The 19,567-nt window shown below is 39.2% G+C and carries 18 protein-coding genes; all 18 read left to right on the forward strand.

Annotation, left to right across the window (positions count from 1 at the left end; genetic code table 11):
• Positions 1-93 precede the first annotated feature (93 nt).
• A complete protein-coding gene (spoVE, locus tag MHI18_RS18425) occupies positions 94-1,212 on the forward strand; it encodes a stage V sporulation protein E (RefSeq protein ID WP_445670016.1) in 1,119 nt (372 codons plus the stop codon).
• Positions 1,213-1,870: 658 nt separating this feature from the next.
• Positions 1,871-2,755 (forward strand): cell division protein FtsQ/DivIB, encoded by an 885-nt coding sequence (locus MHI18_RS18430; protein ID WP_340849508.1) that lies wholly within the window; start codon positions 1,871-1,873, stop codon positions 2,753-2,755.
• 557 nt (positions 2,756-3,312) lie between these two features.
• A complete protein-coding gene (gene ftsA / locus MHI18_RS18435; RefSeq protein ID WP_340849510.1) occupies positions 3,313-4,611 on the forward strand; it encodes a cell division protein FtsA in 1,299 nt (432 codons plus the stop codon).
• A gap of 38 nt (positions 4,612-4,649) precedes the next feature.
• Complete coding sequence (gene ftsZ, locus MHI18_RS18440; protein WP_340849511.1) at positions 4,650-5,789, forward strand: cell division protein FtsZ; 1,140 nt, start codon at positions 4,650-4,652, stop codon at positions 5,787-5,789.
• Positions 5,790-5,979: 190 nt separating this feature from the next.
• The gene (spoIIGA, locus tag MHI18_RS18445; RefSeq protein ID WP_340849512.1) at positions 5,980-6,903 is read left to right on the forward strand and encodes a sigma-E processing peptidase SpoIIGA; all 924 of its coding nucleotides are present in this window, start codon (positions 5,980-5,982) and stop codon (positions 6,901-6,903) included.
• A 61-nt stretch (positions 6,904-6,964) separates the two neighbouring features.
• On the forward strand, positions 6,965-7,684 hold the full coding sequence (gene sigE, locus MHI18_RS18450) for an RNA polymerase sporulation sigma factor SigE (protein WP_340849513.1): 720 nt from the start codon (positions 6,965-6,967) through the stop codon (positions 7,682-7,684).
• A 150-nt stretch (positions 7,685-7,834) separates the two neighbouring features.
• The gene (sigG, locus tag MHI18_RS18455; protein WP_040374025.1) at positions 7,835-8,614 is read left to right on the forward strand and encodes an RNA polymerase sporulation sigma factor SigG; all 780 of its coding nucleotides are present in this window, start codon (positions 7,835-7,837) and stop codon (positions 8,612-8,614) included.
• Between the two features lie 197 nt (positions 8,615-8,811).
• On the forward strand, positions 8,812-9,633 hold the full coding sequence (pgeF, locus tag MHI18_RS18460; RefSeq protein ID WP_340849515.1) for a peptidoglycan editing factor PgeF: 822 nt from the start codon (positions 8,812-8,814) through the stop codon (positions 9,631-9,633).
• 8 nt (positions 9,634-9,641) lie between these two features.
• The gene (locus MHI18_RS18465) at positions 9,642-10,319 is read left to right on the forward strand and encodes a YggS family pyridoxal phosphate-dependent enzyme (protein WP_340849517.1); all 678 of its coding nucleotides are present in this window, start codon (positions 9,642-9,644) and stop codon (positions 10,317-10,319) included.
• A 12-nt stretch (positions 10,320-10,331) separates the two neighbouring features.
• Positions 10,332-10,793 carry a cell division protein SepF gene (locus MHI18_RS18470; RefSeq protein ID WP_340849519.1) on the forward strand — a complete coding sequence of 154 codons (462 nt, stop codon included), beginning with the start codon at positions 10,332-10,334 and terminating at the stop codon, positions 10,791-10,793.
• A gap of 6 nt (positions 10,794-10,799) precedes the next feature.
• Positions 10,800-11,063, forward strand: a complete 264-nt coding sequence (locus tag MHI18_RS18475) for a YggT family protein (RefSeq protein WP_340849520.1) — start codon at positions 10,800-10,802, stop codon at positions 11,061-11,063.
• Between the two features lie 161 nt (positions 11,064-11,224).
• Positions 11,225-11,998, forward strand: coding sequence for a YlmH family RNA-binding protein (locus tag MHI18_RS18480; RefSeq protein ID WP_340849522.1), 774 nt, complete (start codon positions 11,225-11,227; stop codon positions 11,996-11,998).
• Positions 11,999-12,097: 99 nt separating this feature from the next.
• Positions 12,098-12,598, forward strand: coding sequence for a DivIVA domain-containing protein (locus MHI18_RS18485; RefSeq protein WP_040374019.1), 501 nt, complete (start codon positions 12,098-12,100; stop codon positions 12,596-12,598).
• A gap of 406 nt (positions 12,599-13,004) precedes the next feature.
• Entirely contained in the window at positions 13,005-15,770 is a 2,766-nt protein-coding gene (ileS, locus tag MHI18_RS18490; protein ID WP_340849525.1) for an isoleucine--tRNA ligase, read from the forward strand.
• Between the two features lie 160 nt (positions 15,771-15,930).
• Complete coding sequence (gene lspA / locus MHI18_RS18495) at positions 15,931-16,401, forward strand: signal peptidase II (protein WP_340849527.1); 471 nt, start codon at positions 15,931-15,933, stop codon at positions 16,399-16,401.
• Positions 16,394-17,308 (forward strand): RluA family pseudouridine synthase, encoded by a 915-nt coding sequence (locus MHI18_RS18500; RefSeq protein ID WP_340849529.1) that lies wholly within the window; start codon positions 16,394-16,396, stop codon positions 17,306-17,308. Before lspA ends, MHI18_RS18500 begins: the two co-directional genes overlap by 8 nt.
• Positions 17,309-17,498: 190 nt before the next feature.
• Positions 17,499-18,038, forward strand: a complete 540-nt coding sequence (gene pyrR / locus MHI18_RS18505) for a bifunctional pyr operon transcriptional regulator/uracil phosphoribosyltransferase PyrR (RefSeq protein WP_340850329.1) — start codon at positions 17,499-17,501, stop codon at positions 18,036-18,038.
• 136 nt (positions 18,039-18,174) lie between these two features.
• Positions 18,175-19,455: a solute carrier family 23 protein gene (locus MHI18_RS18510; RefSeq protein WP_340849531.1), complete on the forward strand. Its 1,281-nt coding sequence runs from the start codon at positions 18,175-18,177 to the stop codon at positions 19,453-19,455.
• The last annotated feature ends 112 nt before the right edge of the window (positions 19,456-19,567 follow it).

A 19,567-nucleotide genomic window follows, 5' to 3' on the forward strand; every position in this document is an offset into this window, starting at 1 on the left:
CTGCAGCTAAGAAAAAAAGCGATAAAAAAGTTTTATCGCTTTTTTCTTTGGATATGCTTTTGTGATCCCATAACGGACACTCTAATATCTTCCATGAGGTGTTTCGTTTTGCCATTAAAAAAATCCAATCCCGATTTAGTATTAATTATCGTTACTCTAAGTCTTTTGGCCATCGGTTTAATTATGGTATACAGCGCGAGCGCCATTTGGGCCACCTATAAATTTGAGGGTGATTCCTTTTATTTTGTTAAAAGGCAGATGCTGTTCGCGTTTGTTGGAGTCATCGCAATGTTTTTTATTATGAATGTTGATTATTGGACCTGGAGAACATGGTCTAAGGTGATTATTATCGTGTGTTTTATACTCTTGGTTATTGTTTTAGTACCAGGAATAGGTATGGCTAGGAATGGTTCGCGAAGCTGGATTGGAGTTGGAGCCTTTAGCATCCAGCCCTCAGAATTTATGAAACTGGCTATGATTGCTTTTCTGGCAAAGTTTCTGTCAGAACGGCAAAAGCTCATCACGTCATTTAAAAAAGGTCTGCTGCCTTCGCTTGGAATGGTCTTTTTAGCTTTTGGATTAATTATGTTACAGCCTGACCTTGGTACAGGCACGGTTATGATTGGGACATGTATTGTCATGATATTTATTTCGGGAGCAAGGGTCAGTCATTTCATTCTATTAGGTCTAATTGGTGTGGCAGGGTTTGTCGGACTGATACTATCCGCTCCCTATCGAATGAAACGGATTACCTCATTCCTTGATCCATGGGAAGATCCGCTTGGGAGCGGCTTTCAAATAATCCAGTCACTTTACGCAATTGGACCAGGGGGACTGTTCGGTCTTGGGTTAGGCCAAAGTCGTCAAAAGTTTTTCTATCTTCCAGAACCCCAGACCGATTTTATATTTGCGATTTTGTCTGAGGAACTTGGTTTTATTGGCGGAACATTGGTCATTCTATTATTTGCCCTGTTATTATGGCGGGGAATCAGGATTGCACTCGGTGCACCAGATTTATATGGAAGCTTGATTGCAGTTGGAATTATTGCGATGGTCGCCATTCAAGTGATGATTAATATTGGCGTAGTCATTGGATTGATGCCGGTAACAGGAATCACCCTTCCGTTTTTAAGTTATGGAGGGTCATCTCTAACTCTTATGTTGATTGCCATCGGTGTCTTGTTAAATATCAGTAGATATTCTAGATATTAAAATAAAGAGGGAGACTCATTTTTTGAGTCTCTCTTTTTTTGTTTTATGGGGGCAGTTGATTTATCAGAAAGAAACATTCACTTGAATCTACTCGAGTAAATAAGCAAAACTTTGAAAAGAAACCATTCCACCCTATTTTCAGCCCTATTTTTAAAAAAGTGTAATAAGCTGATTGCCAACCGATAATAAGCGTGAAGCCAAAAGGCAGACGATAAATTGGTATAGGGTGGAGCATAGATGATTAACAAGAACGCTTACATCGAGCGTACATTAATTGAAAGGATTTATTTCGCCCAAACGCTTAGATTCTTTCGTGATTTTTGCGATGGAAATGTTGGCATTAAAGGGCTGTTTAGACTATAGTATAAGAGGGTAAAACCAGACAGTGCAATACTTTCTCTTTACTCTACCAGTTGCAAATGCATCTTAGAAATCATATTTTTGAAATGTCAATCAGCGTGTCATGGATCATCCTGGGCATTTTCCTTTTAACAGAACTGAACTCGTCCTAGACCATATAAAGGTTTAGTAAAAAAATAGTGAAATTACTTGTATCTGATCAAGGAATTGTTAGGTATGTCAGCGGATTTGAAAGCGCAGAGGGTGTTATGACTTTCATTCAGCCGTAAGGTATGCAGCTGGAGTCAAAAGTTGATAATTGGCTGTAAAGTTAACAGGTGAACAGGCCTGCGGTTGGACTGTTGCTGCTTCAGTACCATCAGGCCCGTACGCTTCATTTATTCGGGAAGAGGTGTACAAATTGGAGAACGGAAAGATTGTCTCAATAGAGGACCGCATCCCAAAACTGAAAGAAGTAAGGAAAAGAAAGGCTAATCGACGATTAACAATGTTACTCTTAGTATTTTTTGTTTTGATTGCTTGTATCCTGTATTTTCTTTCGCCGTTAAGTCATATTCGTTCAGTTGAGGTCGAAGGAAATCGGTATCTTTCATCCGCTCAAATCAGTAAAGCAAGCAAGCTGCGTAAGGATGCAAGCGTTTGGAACGTGGACAAAAAAGAAACGATTGCTAATGTAAAGTCATTGCCGGAAATAAAAAGTGTAAAAGTGAAGGTTAAATTGCCGAACTCAATCGTTATTGATGTAAAAGAACATACTCGTATGGCTTATTTAGTAAAAGCGGATCGGTTTTATCCAATTATGGAGAATGGAAAAATTCTGGACAAACTCCAAAAAGGAGAGATTCCTGTTTATGCGCCTGTATTGCTTGGCTATCAAGAAGGGGAAGCATTAAATCTGCTTCTAGAACAATTAAACGATTTGCCGGAAGCGGTTCTTAATTCAATATCTGAAATCTATTCTGAGCCAACCAAAACGGATAAATATCATATAACGATGTTTATGAATGATGGATTCGAGGTAAGTGCCACGACAAGAACATTGTCAGAAAAACTCGTTCATTATCCTTCAATTGTTGGTCAGCTTGATCCCAAAGTAAAAGGGGTGATTGACCTCGAAGTCGGTTCGTTTTTTAAAGCATACGAGCCTGTAGAGGATAAAAAAGAAAAAGACACTAAGCAATAAAAAATCGACTAAAAGCCGCTGGGAAAACGAACTATTTATCCATAATCGGTATTTTTCTTTGACATCTTTTTCATTAGTAACTAGAGTAGGGTCTGAGGTTATCAGCAGGATTAATCTGCATTTCTCGTTCATTTTCCGATATTTAGAGTTTAGGAGACCATAAGCCGATTTGAGCAGACAGACAAATAAAGCATTTTTTTACATCTCTGCCTAAACTTTATCTTTGCTAGGTGTCTTTCTTGGTGTAGACTTATATTTAACTTGCATTCTGGGATTTGATGACAGTTATAGTCGTACATAACAGAAAGCTGACTATCATTTGGAAATAAACCAAAAAAATATTTAAAATTTAAAGGAAATTAGAAATGAATGGCGAATTGAGTAAAGAAGTATACCGCTTATATAATAAACGTATGACCAAATATATGTGAAGCTTGTATAAATCGGCCTTTCCTTCCTCTTGTTAAATTGGTTTGCCAATAAAGTTTATGTGGGTACATTAGTAGAATAATCGTTCAACCAGGTAAGAGTGTTAATTTAGAAGGAGGTGCCATGGAGTGAACAACAATGAAATATACGTAAGTCTTGACATCGGTACATCCAGTGTGAAAGTAATCATTGGGGAAATGGTCAACGAAACACTAAATATAATCGGTGTAGGAAACGTTAAATCCGATGGGTTAAAAAAAGGTTCGATTGTCGACATAGATGAAACTGTCCAGTCCATTCAACGTGCAGTTGAACAGGCAGAGAGAATGATTGGAATGGAAATAAGCAAAGTGGTCGTCGGTATCAGCGGAAATCATGTCACGCTTCAGCCGTGCCACGGTGTAGTAGCTGTATCGAGCGAAAATAAAGAGATCACACAAAATGATGTGCAGCGTGTCCGTGAAGCAGCAGAGCTAATTACCATTCCATCCGATCGGGAAATCATTGATGTGCTTCCTATTCATTATAAAGTGGATGAATTAGATGAAATTAATGATCCAAGAGGCATGATTGGTGTTCGTCTCGAAATGAGAGGAATCTTAATCACCGGCTTACGCACAATCTTACATAATACATTACGCTGTGTAGAAAAAGCAGGTCTTGAAATTACTGATATAGCGCTGCAGCCCCTGGCCGCTGGATCGTTGGTATTATCTAAAGATGAAAAAGAACTAGGAGTAGCGCTTCTGGATATTGGCGGAGGTTCAACTACACTTGCTGTTTTTGAACAAGGATATCTAAAGCATTCCTTAGTTATTCCAATCGGCGGTGAAACACTGACGAAGGATTTATCAATTGTTCTGCGTACTTCAACTGATGAAGCAGAGAAAATTAAAATTAAGCATGGTCATGCTTTTTATGATGATGCTTCTGAAGAAGATGTATTTAATATTCCAATTATCGGGAGTGACCAACAGCAGCCATGCAACCAGCTGATGCTCTCTGATATTATTGAAGCGAGAATGACCGAGATATTTGAAATGGTCATGGACGAGCTTCATAGACTCGGTTTCGAGGATATTCCAGGTGGTTTTGTTCTTACCGGTGGAGTAGTTAAAATGCCGGGTGTTTTAGAGCTTGCCCAGTATGTGTTCCAAAATAGAGTAAGAGCAGCAGAACCGAATTATATCGGAGTTCGTGAACCACAATACACTACAGCGGTAGGTCTAATTAAGCATGCTTGCAAAAAAGCAAGAGCAGTGAACAGTCATTCAAAAACCCCAGTAGCTGCAGGTTCTGTTAAAGAAAAAAATGAGCAGCGCTCAACACAAAAACAAAATCAACAAGTAAAAGAACGTTCAGAGAAAAAACCGGTGGAAAAAGGTGAATCCAAATTCAAAAAAATCATGGGTTACTTTTTTGAATAGATACGAAAATTGGATTACTGCCAAATAGGAGGATTAACATGTTAGAGTTTGATTCTAATTTAGATTCATTAGCAACTATAAAAGTAATAGGGGTTGGCGGCGGAGGAAACAACGCGGTAAACCGAATGATTGAACATGGTGTTCAGGGAGTAGAGTTTATTTCAGTTAACACCGATGCTCAAGCACTTAATCTATCAAAAGCTGAAATTAAGATGCAAATAGGCGGCAAGCTGACTCGTGGATTAGGAGCAGGTGCAAATCCGGAAGTTGGGAAAAAGGCTGCAGAAGAAAGCAAAGAACAAATTGAAGAGGCTTTAAGAGGGTCGGATATGGTATTCGTTACTGCAGGTATGGGAGGCGGAACCGGAACAGGTGCTGCACCTGTCATTGCACAGATTGCTAAAGAAATCGGTGCTTTAACTGTTGGTGTTGTTACTCGACCATTTACCTTTGAAGGACGTAAAAGAGCAACTTCAGCACAGGGCGGAATTTCAGCCATGAAAGAAGCTGTTGATACGTTAATTGTTATTCCAAACGACCGCTTACTTGAAATTGTTGATAAGAGTACACCGATGCTTGAAGCATTCCGTGAAGCAGATAATGTTTTACGTCAAGGTGTACAAGGGATTTCCGATTTAATTGCTGTACCTGGTTTAATTAACCTTGATTTTGCCGATGTAAAAACCATCATGTCAAATAAGGGTTCAGCTTTAATGGGTATTGGGATCTCTTCTGGCGAAAACCGTGCTGCTGAAGCCGCTAAAAAAGCAATCTCAAGTCCGTTGCTTGAAACATCAATCGATGGCGCACAGGGCGTGCTGATGAACATCACTGGTGGAACAAACCTCAGTCTATTTGAAGTTCAAGAGGCGGCTGATATTGTAGCCATTGCATCTGATCAAGATGTAAATATGATTTTCGGATCTGTAATCAATGAGAACCTTAAGGATGAAATTGTTGTCACTGTTATTGCAACTGGCTTCAATGAAACAGAGGCTCCAAGACCAGCTCAAACCTCTCGTCCATCATATGGTCAGCCAAGACAAACAGCTGCTCCAGGTATCAAACGTGAAACAAAACGTGAAGAGCCTGTAGAACAGCCTGTAAAAAATACTAATCAAGCGGATGAAGCGTTGGATATTCCTGCTTTTCTTCGCAACCGAAATAGACGTCGTTAAATCTAAGAAAAAAAGGACCGCGGAAGCGGTTCTTTTTTTTGTGTTTTTTACTGATAAATTTTTCTACAAAATAGCATAAAAAGACAGAAAAACTCTTCTAGAATGGATACAAAAAGTGACAGACTTACCATGTCTATGTAGGGTATACTTTTGGCTAACAGATAAGAAAGGTGCAGGGAGGGGGAGTTGCTTGACTTTATATTTGGATGTCATTTGGCTGTTAAATTGGCTCTTTGACTGCTTGCTTCTTAGCTGGACTTCAGTCATTTTGAAAATGAAGGTCCCACTTTGGAGAATAGCTTTAGGCGGACTTCTTGGATCCATGATTATCTTACTGGCTTTTACACCCTATAGCGAACTTGCCGATCAAGTACCAATAAAATTACTGTTTTCTGTTGTAATGGTCGTGGCTGTATTTGGATTTAGCAGATGGATGACATTCATTAAACGTTTAGCCTGCCTTTATTTCATTACTTTTTTATCCGGCGGTATATTACTAGGGCTGCATTTCTTATTTGAATATAAAATTGTTTCTGAGAGCCCGAATAGGTATGCAGGAATTAACGCATATGGCGATCCGATGAGCTGGGTTTTTGTTTTAATTGGTTTTCCAATCGCCTGGCAATTTTCGAGGCGTACTCTAACAAGCATAGAAATGAATACCCTATCTTTTGATCAAATAGTAGAAGTAACGATAAAAATTGATTTCTTTGAATGTACATTAGCTGGTTTTATTGATAGTGGAAACCAATTATACGATCCCATTACCCGTTCTCCCGTGATGATTGTTTCACTTTGGGGTGCGGAAGACTCGGTACCTCCTGATATGCTAAAACTTTTTAAAGAGGACAGCTTCCACTTGAACGGTCACGATCAAGAATATACCTGGTCCAATCGAATACGGATTATTCCGTGTAAAGTAGTTGGCAAAGACCATCAGCTGCTAACCGCTATAAAGCCTGACTCAATACGTATCAAGCACAAAAATGCTCAATTTGAGGTAGAGAGAGGGTTCATTTCATTTACCCTTCAACAGTTGTCACCTGATAATCGTTACCAATGTATTGTACATCCTAAGATGCTGTCTGGAGTTCCTACCCTGCATGTATCCTAAAAAAACAACACATTAAAGGAATCATACTCATTAAGAATAAAAAATAGAAGGGAGAATCATTTTGAAAAAATTTATTCTTCGTCTCACGTATTATTGGTATAAAATATTGTTTAAATTAGGCCTGAAATCAGATGAAGTTTTTTACATAGGAGGTAGTGAAGCCCTGCCTCCGCCGCTGACAAAGGAAGAGGAAGAAGTGTTAATCAACAAACTTCCCAAAGGGGATGAAACTGCTCGGGCAATGCTGATTGAACGAAATTTACGTCTTGTTGTTTATATTGCGAGAAAGTTCGAAAACACTGGAATTAATATTGAAGATTTAATTAGTATTGGTACGATTGGCTTAATTAAAGCGGTCAATACCTTTAATCCTGAGAAGAAGATTAAGCTTGCTACGTATGCTTCTAGATGTATTGAAAATGAAATACTCATGTATCTTCGAAGAAATAATAAAATCAGGTCCGAAGTTTCATTTGATGAGCCGCTTAATATCGATTGGGATGGGAATGAATTGCTGCTTTCGGATGTCCTTGGTACGGATGATGATATCATTACGAAAGATCTTGAAGCGAATGTAGATCGTAAATTATTATCTAAAGCGCTAACACAGCTTTCAGACCGAGAAAAACAAATAATGGAACTGCGTTTTGGTTTGGCCGGTGAGGAAGAAAAAACACAAAAGGATGTAGCAGATATGCTTGGGATTTCGCAATCTTATATTTCACGTCTAGAAAAACGGATTATTAAAAGATTACGAAAAGAATTTAATAAAATGGTTTAAATTTTTCACATATGAAAATCTTGTCGGCTCTAGGATTTGTTCTCTAACTACTTAAAAATGAAGTTTTTAATCCGACAGGCAAGTGCATATTTTTTCCTTCCAGGGAGATACTGTTTTTTGTACAGCAGCTCCTGTGAGGAGGGAATTAACTTGTCTCGAAATAAAGTTGAGATTTGTGGAGTAGACACATCGAAATTGCCCGTTTTAAAGAATGATGAAATGAGAAAACTTTTTAAAGAAATGCAAGAAGGCGATAAATACGCTAGAGAAACACTGGTCAATGGCAATTTAAGACTCGTATTAAGTGTGATTCAGCGCTTTAATAATCGAGGAGAGTATGTAGATGATCTATTTCAGGTGGGCTGTATAGGATTGATGAAATCGATTGATAATTTTGATTTAGGGCAAAATGTTAAATTTTCAACGTATGCAGTTCCAATGATTATAGGAGAAATCAGAAGGTATTTACGCGATAATAATCCTATCCGTGTCTCTCGTTCTTTAAGGGATATCGCCTATAAGGCTTTACAGGTTAAAGAAAAACTAATGAGCAGAACATTGAGGGAACCGACAGCACAAGAGATTGCTAAGGAGCTTGGCGTAAGTCATGAAGAAATTGTGTTCGCTCTTGATGCCATACAAGATCCAGTATCGTTGTTTGAACCGATTTATAATGATGGCGGCGATCCAATCTATGTGCTTGATCAATTAAGCGATGAAAAAAATAAAGACAGTCAGTGGATTGATGAAATTGCCTTGAATGAGGGGATGCGTCGACTTAATGAACGAGAAAAAATGATACTTAAAAAGAGGTTCTTCCAAGGAAAAACCCAAATGGAAGTGGCTGATGAAATTGGGATTTCTCAGGCGCAGGTTTCGAGATTAGAAAAAGCTGCGATTCGTCAGATGAATAAAAATATCCAGCATTGATAAAGGGAAAGGCATCCAAATGGATGCCTTTTTTATGTTCTTTATTATTGATACTCTTCTGTGTTCGTAATTATGAAAGATTTTGTAAAACCCTCATGGCAATTGCCTATCTGTCATATCATTTAAGTAACAAGGAATGTAAGAAGGATTTTAAAAGGGTTTATGGTACACTAGAAAAAAACAATGAGGTAGGTACTATGAAAGAACCCTTTAGTAAGAAAGAAGATCAATATCTTATATTAGAAAACTGGGCTAAACTAGATCCGCGATTAATTGCCGGAGTTACGACAAAAAACGGCGGCGTAAGCATAGGTGACTTTCAACAGCTTAACACAGCATTTCATGTAAATGATGCTGAATCGGTTGTTGTAGAAAATCGAGAAATATTATCAAAAAAACTTGAAATACCGCTTACAGATTGGGTGGGGGCAGAACAGACACATGAAACACATATTGAAAAGATTACAAGCCTACATAGGGGCGCTGGGTCAAGTGACTATGAGTCAGCCTTAAAGGCTACGGATGGCATGTATACCGATAAACGTCAGCTGTTATTAACGCTCTGCTTTGCTGACTGTGTCCCCCTATATTTCTATGCACCAAAGGGTGGAATGATTGGTACAGCACATGCAGGGTGGAAAGGAACAGTGGCTGGAATAGGTTCGAAAATGGTGGGATTATGGAAAAAAGAAGGGATTGATCCAAAGCAAATATATGCTGTAATTGGGCCGTCAATCTGCAGGAAATGTTATGTCGTAGACGACAAAGTTATTAATCTGGTGCAGAAATTGCTGGAAGAAACTGACGAAAAGCCATATAATTTAATTAGTGAGGGACAATACCAATTAGACTTAAAACAACTTAATGCTCAAATTCTAGAAAAATCTGGTGTTCCAAAGAATAATATTGAGATTTCAGCCTTATGTACAAGCTGTGAATCGGATTTGTTTTTTTCACATCGTCGTGATTCTGGAAAAACAGGCCGGATTTTAAGCTTTATCGGCTGGAAGGAGGATTAATTACAACAGTGAAGGTTACAGAAAATCTACAACGCATTGAAGAAAATATCCTGCAGGCCTGTCGGAGAAGCGGCCGGAATCGTCAAGAAGTAAGAGTAATTGCGGTGACTAAGTATGTGTCGATTGAACGTGCTGCTGAAGCACTTAAGGCAGGAATTTTCGACTTAGGTGAAAATAGGGATGAAGGATTACTTGCAAAATTCGAGGTTTTGAAGGACAAGCCTGTATGGCATTATATAGGGTCACTCCAGACTAGAAAAGTGCGAAATATTATTGATAAGGTAACTTATATCCATTCTTTAGACCGGTTATCGTTAGCTGATGAAATCCAAAAGAGAGCCTTAGCTCCCGTAAATTGTTTGGTACAAGTGAATGTTTCCGGTGAGGAGTCTAAACATGGTCTTGCTCCAGAAGCTGTCCTTGACTTTGTAAGAAGTGCAGCAGCGCTTGAAAAGATTACGATAGCAGGCTTAATGACAATGGCTCCATTCACAGATGATGAAAACGTCATCAGAAACTGTTTTAAACAATTAAGAGATCTTCAATCAGAAATTCAACAGGAACAAATTGAAGGGGCACCCTGTTTAGAACTTTCAATGGGAATGTCCAATGATTATGAAATAGCCATAGAGGAAGGCGCAACGATGATCCGCATAGGAACCGCATTAGTTGGCGAAGATTCTTAAGGAGGAAAAGATATGACGATTGTATCGAAGTTTAAATCATTCTTTGCGCTGGATGACGAATATGAATATGAAATGAAAGAAGAAAACATGAAAGAAGAACCGTTTGAACCTAAGGTGGTCAAGGGTTCTAAGCAGACTCAAAACACACATTCATCAAATCAGAATATCGTAAGTTTGCAAAGTGTGCAGAAATCTTCTAAAGTAGTATTATTGGAACCACGTGCATATTCTGAAGCGCAGGAGGTCTCTGACAATTTGAAAAGCCATCGGGCTGTTGTAGTTAATTTGCAACGTATTCAGCATGATCAAGCTAAACGAATTGTCGATTTTCTAAGCGGAACAGTTTATGCTATTGGTGGGGATATCCAAAAAATAGGTACAGATATTTTCTTATGTACTCCCCCAAATGTTGATGTTTCCGGTAATATTACTGGTTTTACTGTTGAAGAGGAGTACGAAGAATCGAGGTGGTAAAACTAAATGTTGTTAGTATTAAGTATCATTGCATCTGTAATTGAAATCTATTCCTTTGCATTAATTATCTACATCTTAATGTCTTGGTTTCCAAATGCCCGTGAAACGGCAATCGGACGTTTTTTAGCAACAATTTGTGAACCTTACTTAGCACCGTTCAGTAAGTTCGTTCCGCCAATCGGGATGCTTGATTTGTCTCCGCTTGTCGCGCTGATTGTACTGAATTTGGCGGGAAGTGGTCTAGCTCAGCTTGGACACTGGATTGTCTAACAGGCGCTAATTTGTAAGTCTGGCCTAAGATCTATATCTTTGAACGTAATCCAATTTTTCTTATTTGGGAGTATGTTTGGTAAAGGAAGCTAGATACTTCAGGCTGGGCTTTTTTAATAATTAATAGTTGACCGTTAAAAGAATTGCTTAAGGAGCAGATGATGTCTATTTACCAGCACTTCAGACCAGAGGAAAAGGAATTTATTGATCAAGCCTCAGGGATGGTCGAACAGGTGAAAGGAACCTACGCGCCAAAGCTGATGGGTTTTCTCGATCCTAGGGAACAATTTATTCTTAGCTCCATAGTTGGAAAAGATTCCGAGGTTATTTTGGCTTTCTTTGGGGGTGGTGACGGAGTAGAGCGGAAACGAGCATTACTTTATCCAGACTATTATTCTCCGGAAGAAGCTGATTATCAAATCGCTTTATATAAAATTAGGTATCCAAAAAAATTCCTAACCCTTGAGCATAGGCAAATTCTTGGGACATTAATGTCACTCGGAATCCAACGGGAAAAATTCGGCGATATCCTGATTAACGACGAAAGTATTCAATTCGTCGCAGCAAAAGAAATTGATTCATATCTTGCTGTAAACCTTGAAAAAATCGGAAATTCCTCAGTAACCATCGAACCAATTCCTCTCGCGTCTATCTTGGTTCCCAAAGAACAATGGCAGGAAGATACCCATACGGTGAGTTCTCTTAGGCTTGACGCTGTCCTTTCCACGGGATTAAACCAGTCTCGGCAAAAGGTACAGACGTTAATTAAAGCCGGCAAGGTGAAAGTTAATTTTAGAGTCACTGAGAATGTTTCTGCTGAATGCAGAGAAAGTGACATACTTTCGGTAAGAGGGTTTGGCCGTGTGAATATTATCTCCATTGATGGTAAAACGAAGAAAGATAAATATAGATTGACACTTGGAATGAAGAAATAAGCTGATTTGTGATAAAAAAAGAAGGAATAACGTGCTTCCTGTCGAAAGGTAGTATAGTATAATATTAAATAGACTAGAATTTTGTTCTGGAGGTGCCTTATGCCCTTAACCCCGATAGATATACATAATAAGGAATTTAATAAAGGATTCCGCGGGTATGACGAGGATGAAGTAAACGAATTTCTCGATCAGATAATCAAGGATTATGAAATTATTCTTAGAGAAAAGAAAGAGCTCGAAGAAAAATTAAACGAAGTGTATGATCGCTTGGGACATTTTACTAATATCGAGGGAACACTCAATAAATCGATTATTATTGCCCAAGAAGCAGCAGAAGAAGTTAAACGTAACGCCCAAAAAGAATCGAAATTAATTATTAAAGAAGCAGAAAAAAATGCAGATCGAATTGTTAATGAATCATTGAGTAAATCAAGAAAAATTTCGAATGAAATTGAAGAGCTGAAAAAACAGTCCAAAGTGTTCCGTACACGATTTAAAATGCTTGTTGAAGCACAGCTGGATTTATTGGATAGTGATGATTGGGACCATTTGATGGAATATCAAATCGACGCCGCCGACAGCTTTAGAGATGAAGAATAAAGAGTAGTTTCTCTTTTAACTGCATTTTTTTCAGGTCCCTCTTGACTGACGGCTGAGGATTCGCTATACTTTTTTCACAATAACAACTAATAATCAGCGAAGATAGGGAAAGAATTTCTTTCACGACTTATATCAGCGAGCCGGAGATGGTGCAAGTCCGGCATAAGCAGAAGAAATTGGATCACCCTGGAGCTCTGAATTGAACCTGCTTTTATAGCAGAAGTAAATAAAGCGTCTTATTCACGTTACGAATGCTTGAGAGGACCAAAGCACATGTGCTTAGTCTAGCCAGGGTGGTACCGCGGGAAAAGGCTTTCTCGTCCCTTTTTTATAGGGATGAGAAAGCCTTTTTTTGATGTTTCAAGCTGTATAAATCAATGGTTAAATTTAGGATGGAGGAAAAAAGATGGAATACAAAGATACATTACTGATGCCGAAAACAGAATTCCCAATGAGGGGTAATCTGCCTAATAGAGAGCCAGCTATTCAAGCTAAATGGGCAGAAGAAGATATCTATCAGAAGGTACAAAAACATACAGAAGGACGTCCACTGTTCATTCTGCATGATGGTCCTCCATATGCGAATGGAGATATCCATATGGGCCACGCGTTAAATAAGGTCCTAAAGGACTTTATTGTCCGTTACAAATCTATGAGCGGCTTCCAAGCGCCTTACGTACCAGGCTGGGATACACATGGTTTGCCGATTGAAACAGCCTTGACGAAAAAAGGGGTAAAGCGGAAAGAAATGAGCATTGCTGAATTCCGTAAATTGTGTGAGGAGTATGCGCTTGAACAAGTGGATAGTCAGCGTGAACAATTTAAACGTCTAGGTGTGCGGGCCGATTGGGATAATCCATATATCACGTTGAAGCCTGAATACGAAGCACAACAAATTAAAGTCTTCGGCGAAATGGCGAAAAAAGGGTACATCTACAAAGGGCGTAAACCAGTTTATTGGTCTCCTTCAAGTGAATCAGCACTAGCAGAAGCGGAAATTGAGTACCAAGATATCAAATCACCTTCTATTTATGTTGCTTTTGAAGTAATCGATGGTAAGGGTGTAATTGACGAAGGCGTAAAAATCGTGATCTGGACAACAACTCCATGGACGATTCCAGCTAACCTGGGAATTTCGTTGAATCCTGACTTAAATTACGTTGTCGTTGCTGTGGGAGAGGATAAGTTCCTTGTGGCAGAAGCTCTTCTTGAAAAAGCAGCGGAAGCAATCGGTTGGGAAAATCCCGAAATCGTAAAAACAGTCAAAGGATCAGAACTTGATCGTGCAACAGCTAAGCATCCTTTATACGAGCGTGAATCATTAGTTATGCTGGGTGACCATGTTACAACAGAAGCTGGAACTGGCTGTGTTCATACTGCTCCAGGACACGGAGAAGATGATTTTATCATCGGTCAAAAGTATGGTTTAGATGTATTATGTCCGGTTGATGAAAAAGGCGTGATGACAGAAGAAGCTGGAGAGTTTGCTGGATTGTTCTATGATAAAGCAAATAAACCAATTACCGATAAATTAAAAGAAGTGGGCGCGTTATTGAATTTATCATTCTTTACACACTCATATCCACACGATTGGCGTACGAAAAAACCAACCATTTTCCGTGCAACAGCACAGTGGTTTGCATCGATTAAAGATTTCCGCGGCGAACTGTTAAAAGCTGTTGAAGATACAAAATGGGTGCCGGCATGGGGAGAGACACGTCTTCATAATATGGTTCGTGACCGTGGAGATTGGTGTATTTCTCGTCAACGTGCATGGGGAGTTCCGATTCCAGTATTCTACGCTGAAAATGGCGATCCGATTATCTCTGATGAAACAATTAACCATGTATCAAACCTTTTCCGTGAACATGGATCAAATATTTGGTTCGAGCGTGAAGCAAAAGAATTATTACCCGAAGGTTTTGTACATGAGAACAGCCCAAATGGCCTTTTCACTAAAGAGACAGATATCATGGATGTTTGGTTTGATTCAGGCTCATCTCACCAAGCAGTACTAGAAGAACGCAGTGACTTACAACGTCCAGCTGATTTATATCTTGAAGGAAGCGATCAGTATCGCGGCTGGTTTAACTCTTCACTTTCTACAGGTGTTGCTGTTACTGGAAAAGCACCATACAAAGGGGTTCTAAGCCATGGTTTTGCTCTGGATGGTGAAGGACGCAAAATGAGTAAATCAATTGGAAATGTCGTTATTCCAGCAAAAGTAATGAATCAATTAGGAGCAGATATCTTACGTCTATGGGTTGCTTCTGTCGATTATCAGGCAGATGTCCGAGTATCTGATCCGATTCTGAAGCAAGTTGCCGATGTTTACCGTAAAATTCGTAATACATTTAGATTCCTCTTGGGTAACTTGGATGGCTTTAATCCAGAAAATGATAAAGTTTCTTACGAAGATCTTAAAGAAGTCGACCAATACATGCTCATAAAGTTAAATAAGTTGGTTAAGCAAGCGAAGACATCTTATGATAATTATGAATTTGCCAATATTTATCAGCAAATTAATAATTTCTGTACGCTGGATTTGAGTTCATTCTACCTTGACTATGCGAAAGACATCCTTTACTGTGAGACACCAAATGGTACTGAACGCAGAGGTGTTCAAACGGTTCTTTATGAAACCGTCCTTAGTCTTACTAAACTGGTTGCGCCAATTCTTCCTCATACAGCAGATGAAGTGTGGGAGTTCATTCCAGGTAATCACGAGGAAAACGTTCAGTTAACCCTAATGCCTGAAGAGCGTGAAATTGTGAATGCTATGGAAATTGAAGCGAAATGGAATGCGTTTATGGACCTTCGTAATGATGTCTTGAAAGCTCTTGAATTTGCTCGTAATCAAAAAATCATTGGGAAATCGTTGAATGCGAAGATTACAGTCTATGTCGATGCAGAGACCAAAACACTGCTTGACAGTATTCAAGAGAGCCCTGAACAGTTATTCATCGTTTCAAAATTTGAAATTGGCGGCAGCATTTCTGAAGCCCCAGAAGAAGCACTCAAACTAGAGGAAATTGCGATTCTAGTTGCAAAAGCAGATGGAGAGACATGTGAACGCTGCTGGAATGTTTCTGAAACAGTAGGTAAGGACGAAAAACATCCAACTCTATGTACTCGATGTGCACAGGTTGTAGAAGAAACATTTGCAAACTAAAATAGGTGGTAGAAGTGGGAGCTGGTGATAGTCCAGCTCCCATTTTATATGTTTAACAAGTGTCCATTTTTTTTGAAAAAGTATGAACTTCATTAGGCAATTATTACGTATTATGCTACAATTCAAAAGAAACGAATGTGCTAGTTTGGGGGTTTCTAGTGTGATATATTATATCATTGCCTTAATTGTCATCGGTTTTGACCAACTGACAAAGTGGCTGATTGTTAACAATATGGAATATGGAGACAGCATTACTGTCATTGAAAATTTATTTTATATAACGTCACATCGAAACACAGGTGCTGCCTGGGGAATTCTTGAGGGACAATTTTGGTTCTTTTATCTTGTCACGTTAGTCGTAATCATCGGTTTGGTCTACTATATTCAAACAATGGCTAAGAAAAGCGGTATTCTTGCTATTGGTTTGTGTTTAATGTTAGGCGGAGCCATTGGGAACTTCATCGACAGGGTGATTCATCAAGAAGTGGTAGACTTTATTCATATCTATATTTTTGACTACAGTTTCCCAATTTTTAACATCGCAGATTCCGCCCTTTGCATCGGGGTAGCCTTATTGGTTATCTTCATGCTTTTTGAGGAAAAAATCATTAAGGAGAAATTAAATGGATAATTATACGTACAGCATAGATGAAACACATAAAGGTGAACGGATTGATAAAGTCATATCGTTGTTAAATGATGAATGGTCACGCAGTCAGGTGCAAATATTTATAAAAGAGGGCGCGGTTCTAGTTAATGGATCGAAGGTTAAAACGAATTATAAGGCATCACCTGGTGATGAAATTGTGGTAACTGTTCCTGAGCTGACAGAACTTGATGTGGTTCCTGAAGAAATGAACCTTGAGATTTATTATGAAGATGCTGATGTATTAGTCGTGAATAAACCAAGAGGCATGGTCGTTCACCCTGCACCAGGTCATCCGACTGGAACGCTTGTGAATGGTTTAATGGCTCATTGTAAAGATTTATCTGGGATTAATGGTGTTATGCGTCCTGGTATTGTACACCGTATTGATAAGGATACTTCGGGCTTATTGATGGTGGCTAAAAATGATATGGCACATGAAAGTCTTGTTCAACAGCTGGTTGATAAAACGGTTACTAGAAAATATCAGGCCATTGCGCATGGTGTAATTCCCCATGATTATGGAACAATTGATGCGCCAATCGGCCGAGATAAAAAAGATCGTCAGAGCATGGCAGTTATGGATGAAAACTCAAAAACAGCAGTTACGCATTTCAAAGTGCTTGACCGGTTTAAGAACTATACGTATGTCGAATGTCAGCTGGAAACAGGAAGAACGCATCAAATCCGGGTTCATATGAAATACATTGGCTTCCCACTGGCAGGAGATCCGAAATACGGACCGCGTAAGACACTTGCCATTGAGGGACAAGCACTTCACGCAGGTTTACTCGGATTTATTCATCCTCGTACGAAAGAGTACATCGAGTTTGAAGCACCATTGCCAAGTGAATTTGAGCAATTACTTACTTATTTGCGGAACAGTAATTGACAAGTTTGTTTCAATGCTATAGTATGATATTAACTTAATAAGAACCTTTAACACAGTCCAGAGAGGCTGGGAAGGTACACGGAGTCAATGAGTCAATGAATGGATTCATTGATATGCACGACCCGCAGTATCAAAATCCCTATGCCTCCTGGCAGAGGGATTTTTTTATACACAAAACGAGGTGAACATAATGATCGAAAAAGCAATTGTACTGGATGACCAAGCTATTCGGCGGGCATTAACACGTATCGCTCATGAGATTATCGAAAAGAATAAGGGAATAGATAATTGTGTGCTGATTGGAATTCGAACACGCGGGATTTTTCTTGCCAAACGACTTGCTGATCGGATTGGAGAGATTGAAGGTTCAACAGTCGAGTTTGGTGAGTTAGATATCACACTTTACCGTGATGATTTAACGAAAACAACAAATGACGGAGAACCATTAGTAAAGGGCTCTGATATCCCTATGGATATTACCAATAAAAAAGTAATTCTGATCGATGATGTGCTTTTCACAGGCAGAACAGTCAGGTCGGCACTGGATGCTTTAATCGACCTTGGCCGTCCTTCACAAATTCAGCTTGCGGTACTTGTTGACAGAGGTCATCGAGAATTACCTATACGAGCAGATTATGTGGGAAAAAATGTACCGACTGCGTTAACCGAAAAAATATCTGTTTGCTTAATTGAAGTAGATGAAAAAGATCAAGTAAGTATCTTAAATTAAATACAGCCCTTTTAAAAACAGTCCAGAGAGGCTGACAAAGGGAGAATGCCTGTTAAGACAATCATGAAGTCCTAACAGACACCCCTCTTTGTTAAACAAACGAAGAGGGTTTTTTTTATGCTGGGAGGTAGAGACGATGGAAACCAAAAAAAATATTTTACTAGACGTAAATGAAATACCTAAACCGTTTCAGTGGTTCTCTTTAAGTATTCAGCATTTATTCGCCATGTTTGGTTCAACGGTTCTAGTACCATTTTTCGTTGATTTAAGCCCTGCAGTAGCATTAGTTTCGAGCGGGCTGGGTACGTTGTCATACCTGCTTATTACAAAAGGCCAGATTCCAGCTTACCTCGGATCTTCCTTTGCATTTATCACCCCCATCTTGATTGTGAAAGAAGGAGGTGGACCTGGTGAAGCAATGATTGGATGCTTTTTTGCAGGTCTATTATATGGAATCATTGCGTTAATTATTAAGAAAGCTGGGATCAGGTGGTTAATGAGTCTTCTCCCGCCTGTGGTAGTCGGACCTGTAATCATTGTCATCGGATTGAGTCTAGCAGGGACAGCGGTAAATATGGCCATGTATGAGGATCCATACGCAGAGACGCTCGTTTATAGTACAACACATATAATGATCGCCTTGCTTACTCTCGGTGTAACGATTTTCTGTAATATGTTTTTAAAAGGGTTTCTTGGTTTAATTCCTATCTTACTTGGTATCTTTGCAGGGTATGCGGCATCAGCAGCTGCAGGATTAATTGATTTTACACCCATTAGAGAAGCAAGCTGGATTGAACTGCCGCCGTTTATCTTTCCTTTCGTCGATTACACGCCGGCCATATCAGGAGGGGTTCTGGCCATTATGCTCCCAGTAGCGATAGTCACCCTGTCAGAGCATATCGGACATCAAATGATTTTAAGTAATGTTGTCGGCCGAAATTTCCTTGAAAAGCCAGGGTTACATCGTTCCATAATGGGAGATGGAGCTGGAATAATGATTGGCTCATTGATTGGCGGACCGCCGCTTACCTCCTATGGTGAAAATATTGGTGTTCTAACCATAACTAAAGCATATAGTGTTTATATTATTGGTGGAGCAGCGGTCTCAGCCATTATCTTTGGTTTTGTTGGGAAGGTCTCGGCGGTGATTCACTCGATACCACACGCGGTAATGGGCGGTATCTCCATCCTATTGTTTGGGATTATCGCTTCCAGCGGATTAAGAATGCTTGTTGAGAATAAAGTAGACTTTGCTGAAAAGCGGAATTTAATGATTGTGTCCGTTATCCTTGTCATTGGCATTGGCGGAGCATATGTTCAACTAAATAACGATATTCAGCTTTCTGGAATGGCATTATCAGCTATTATCGGGATTGCTTTGAACTTAATTTTACCTAATCGAGAGAAATCAGAATAATAGTTTATAACATAAATAGACAACTAGATAACTAAATAGACGAATTTCACCTTTTAAAAGAAGTCCAGAGAGACTAATAAGGGTGTTTGCAGTAAAAGACGTAGTAACTAAG

This window comes from Peribacillus sp. FSL H8-0477 (assembly GCF_038002765.1).
Classification (GTDB): Bacteria; Bacillota; Bacilli; order Bacillales; family DSM-1321; genus Peribacillus.

Bases quoted from the DNA above. Each gene is read 5' to 3' on its own strand.
- spoVE (WP_445670016.1), top strand. From the start codon at position 94: ATGAGGTGTTTCGTTTTGCCATTAAAAAAATCCAATCCCGATTTAGTA.
- ftsZ (WP_340849511.1), top strand. From the start codon at position 4,650: ATGTTAGAGTTTGATTCTAATTTAGATTCATTAGCAACTATAAAAGTA.
- pgeF (WP_340849515.1), top strand. From the start codon at position 8,812: ATGAAAGAACCCTTTAGTAAGAAAGAAGATCAATATCTTATATTAGAA.
- MHI18_RS18470 (WP_340849519.1), top strand. From the start codon at position 10,332: ATGACGATTGTATCGAAGTTTAAATCATTCTTTGCGCTGGATGACGAA.
- MHI18_RS18475 (WP_340849520.1), top strand. From the start codon at position 10,800: ATGTTGTTAGTATTAAGTATCATTGCATCTGTAATTGAAATCTATTCC.
- MHI18_RS18480 (WP_340849522.1), top strand. From the start codon at position 11,225: ATGTCTATTTACCAGCACTTCAGACCAGAGGAAAAGGAATTTATTGAT.
- MHI18_RS18485 (WP_040374019.1), top strand. From the start codon at position 12,098: ATGCCCTTAACCCCGATAGATATACATAATAAGGAATTTAATAAAGGA.
- ileS (WP_340849525.1), top strand. From the start codon at position 13,005: ATGGAATACAAAGATACATTACTGATGCCGAAAACAGAATTCCCAATG.
- MHI18_RS18500 (WP_340849529.1), top strand. From the start codon at position 16,394: ATGGATAATTATACGTACAGCATAGATGAAACACATAAAGGTGAACGG.
- pyrR (WP_340850329.1), top strand. From the start codon at position 17,499: ATGATCGAAAAAGCAATTGTACTGGATGACCAAGCTATTCGGCGGGCA.
- MHI18_RS18510 (WP_340849531.1), top strand. From the start codon at position 18,175: ATGGAAACCAAAAAAAATATTTTACTAGACGTAAATGAAATACCTAAA.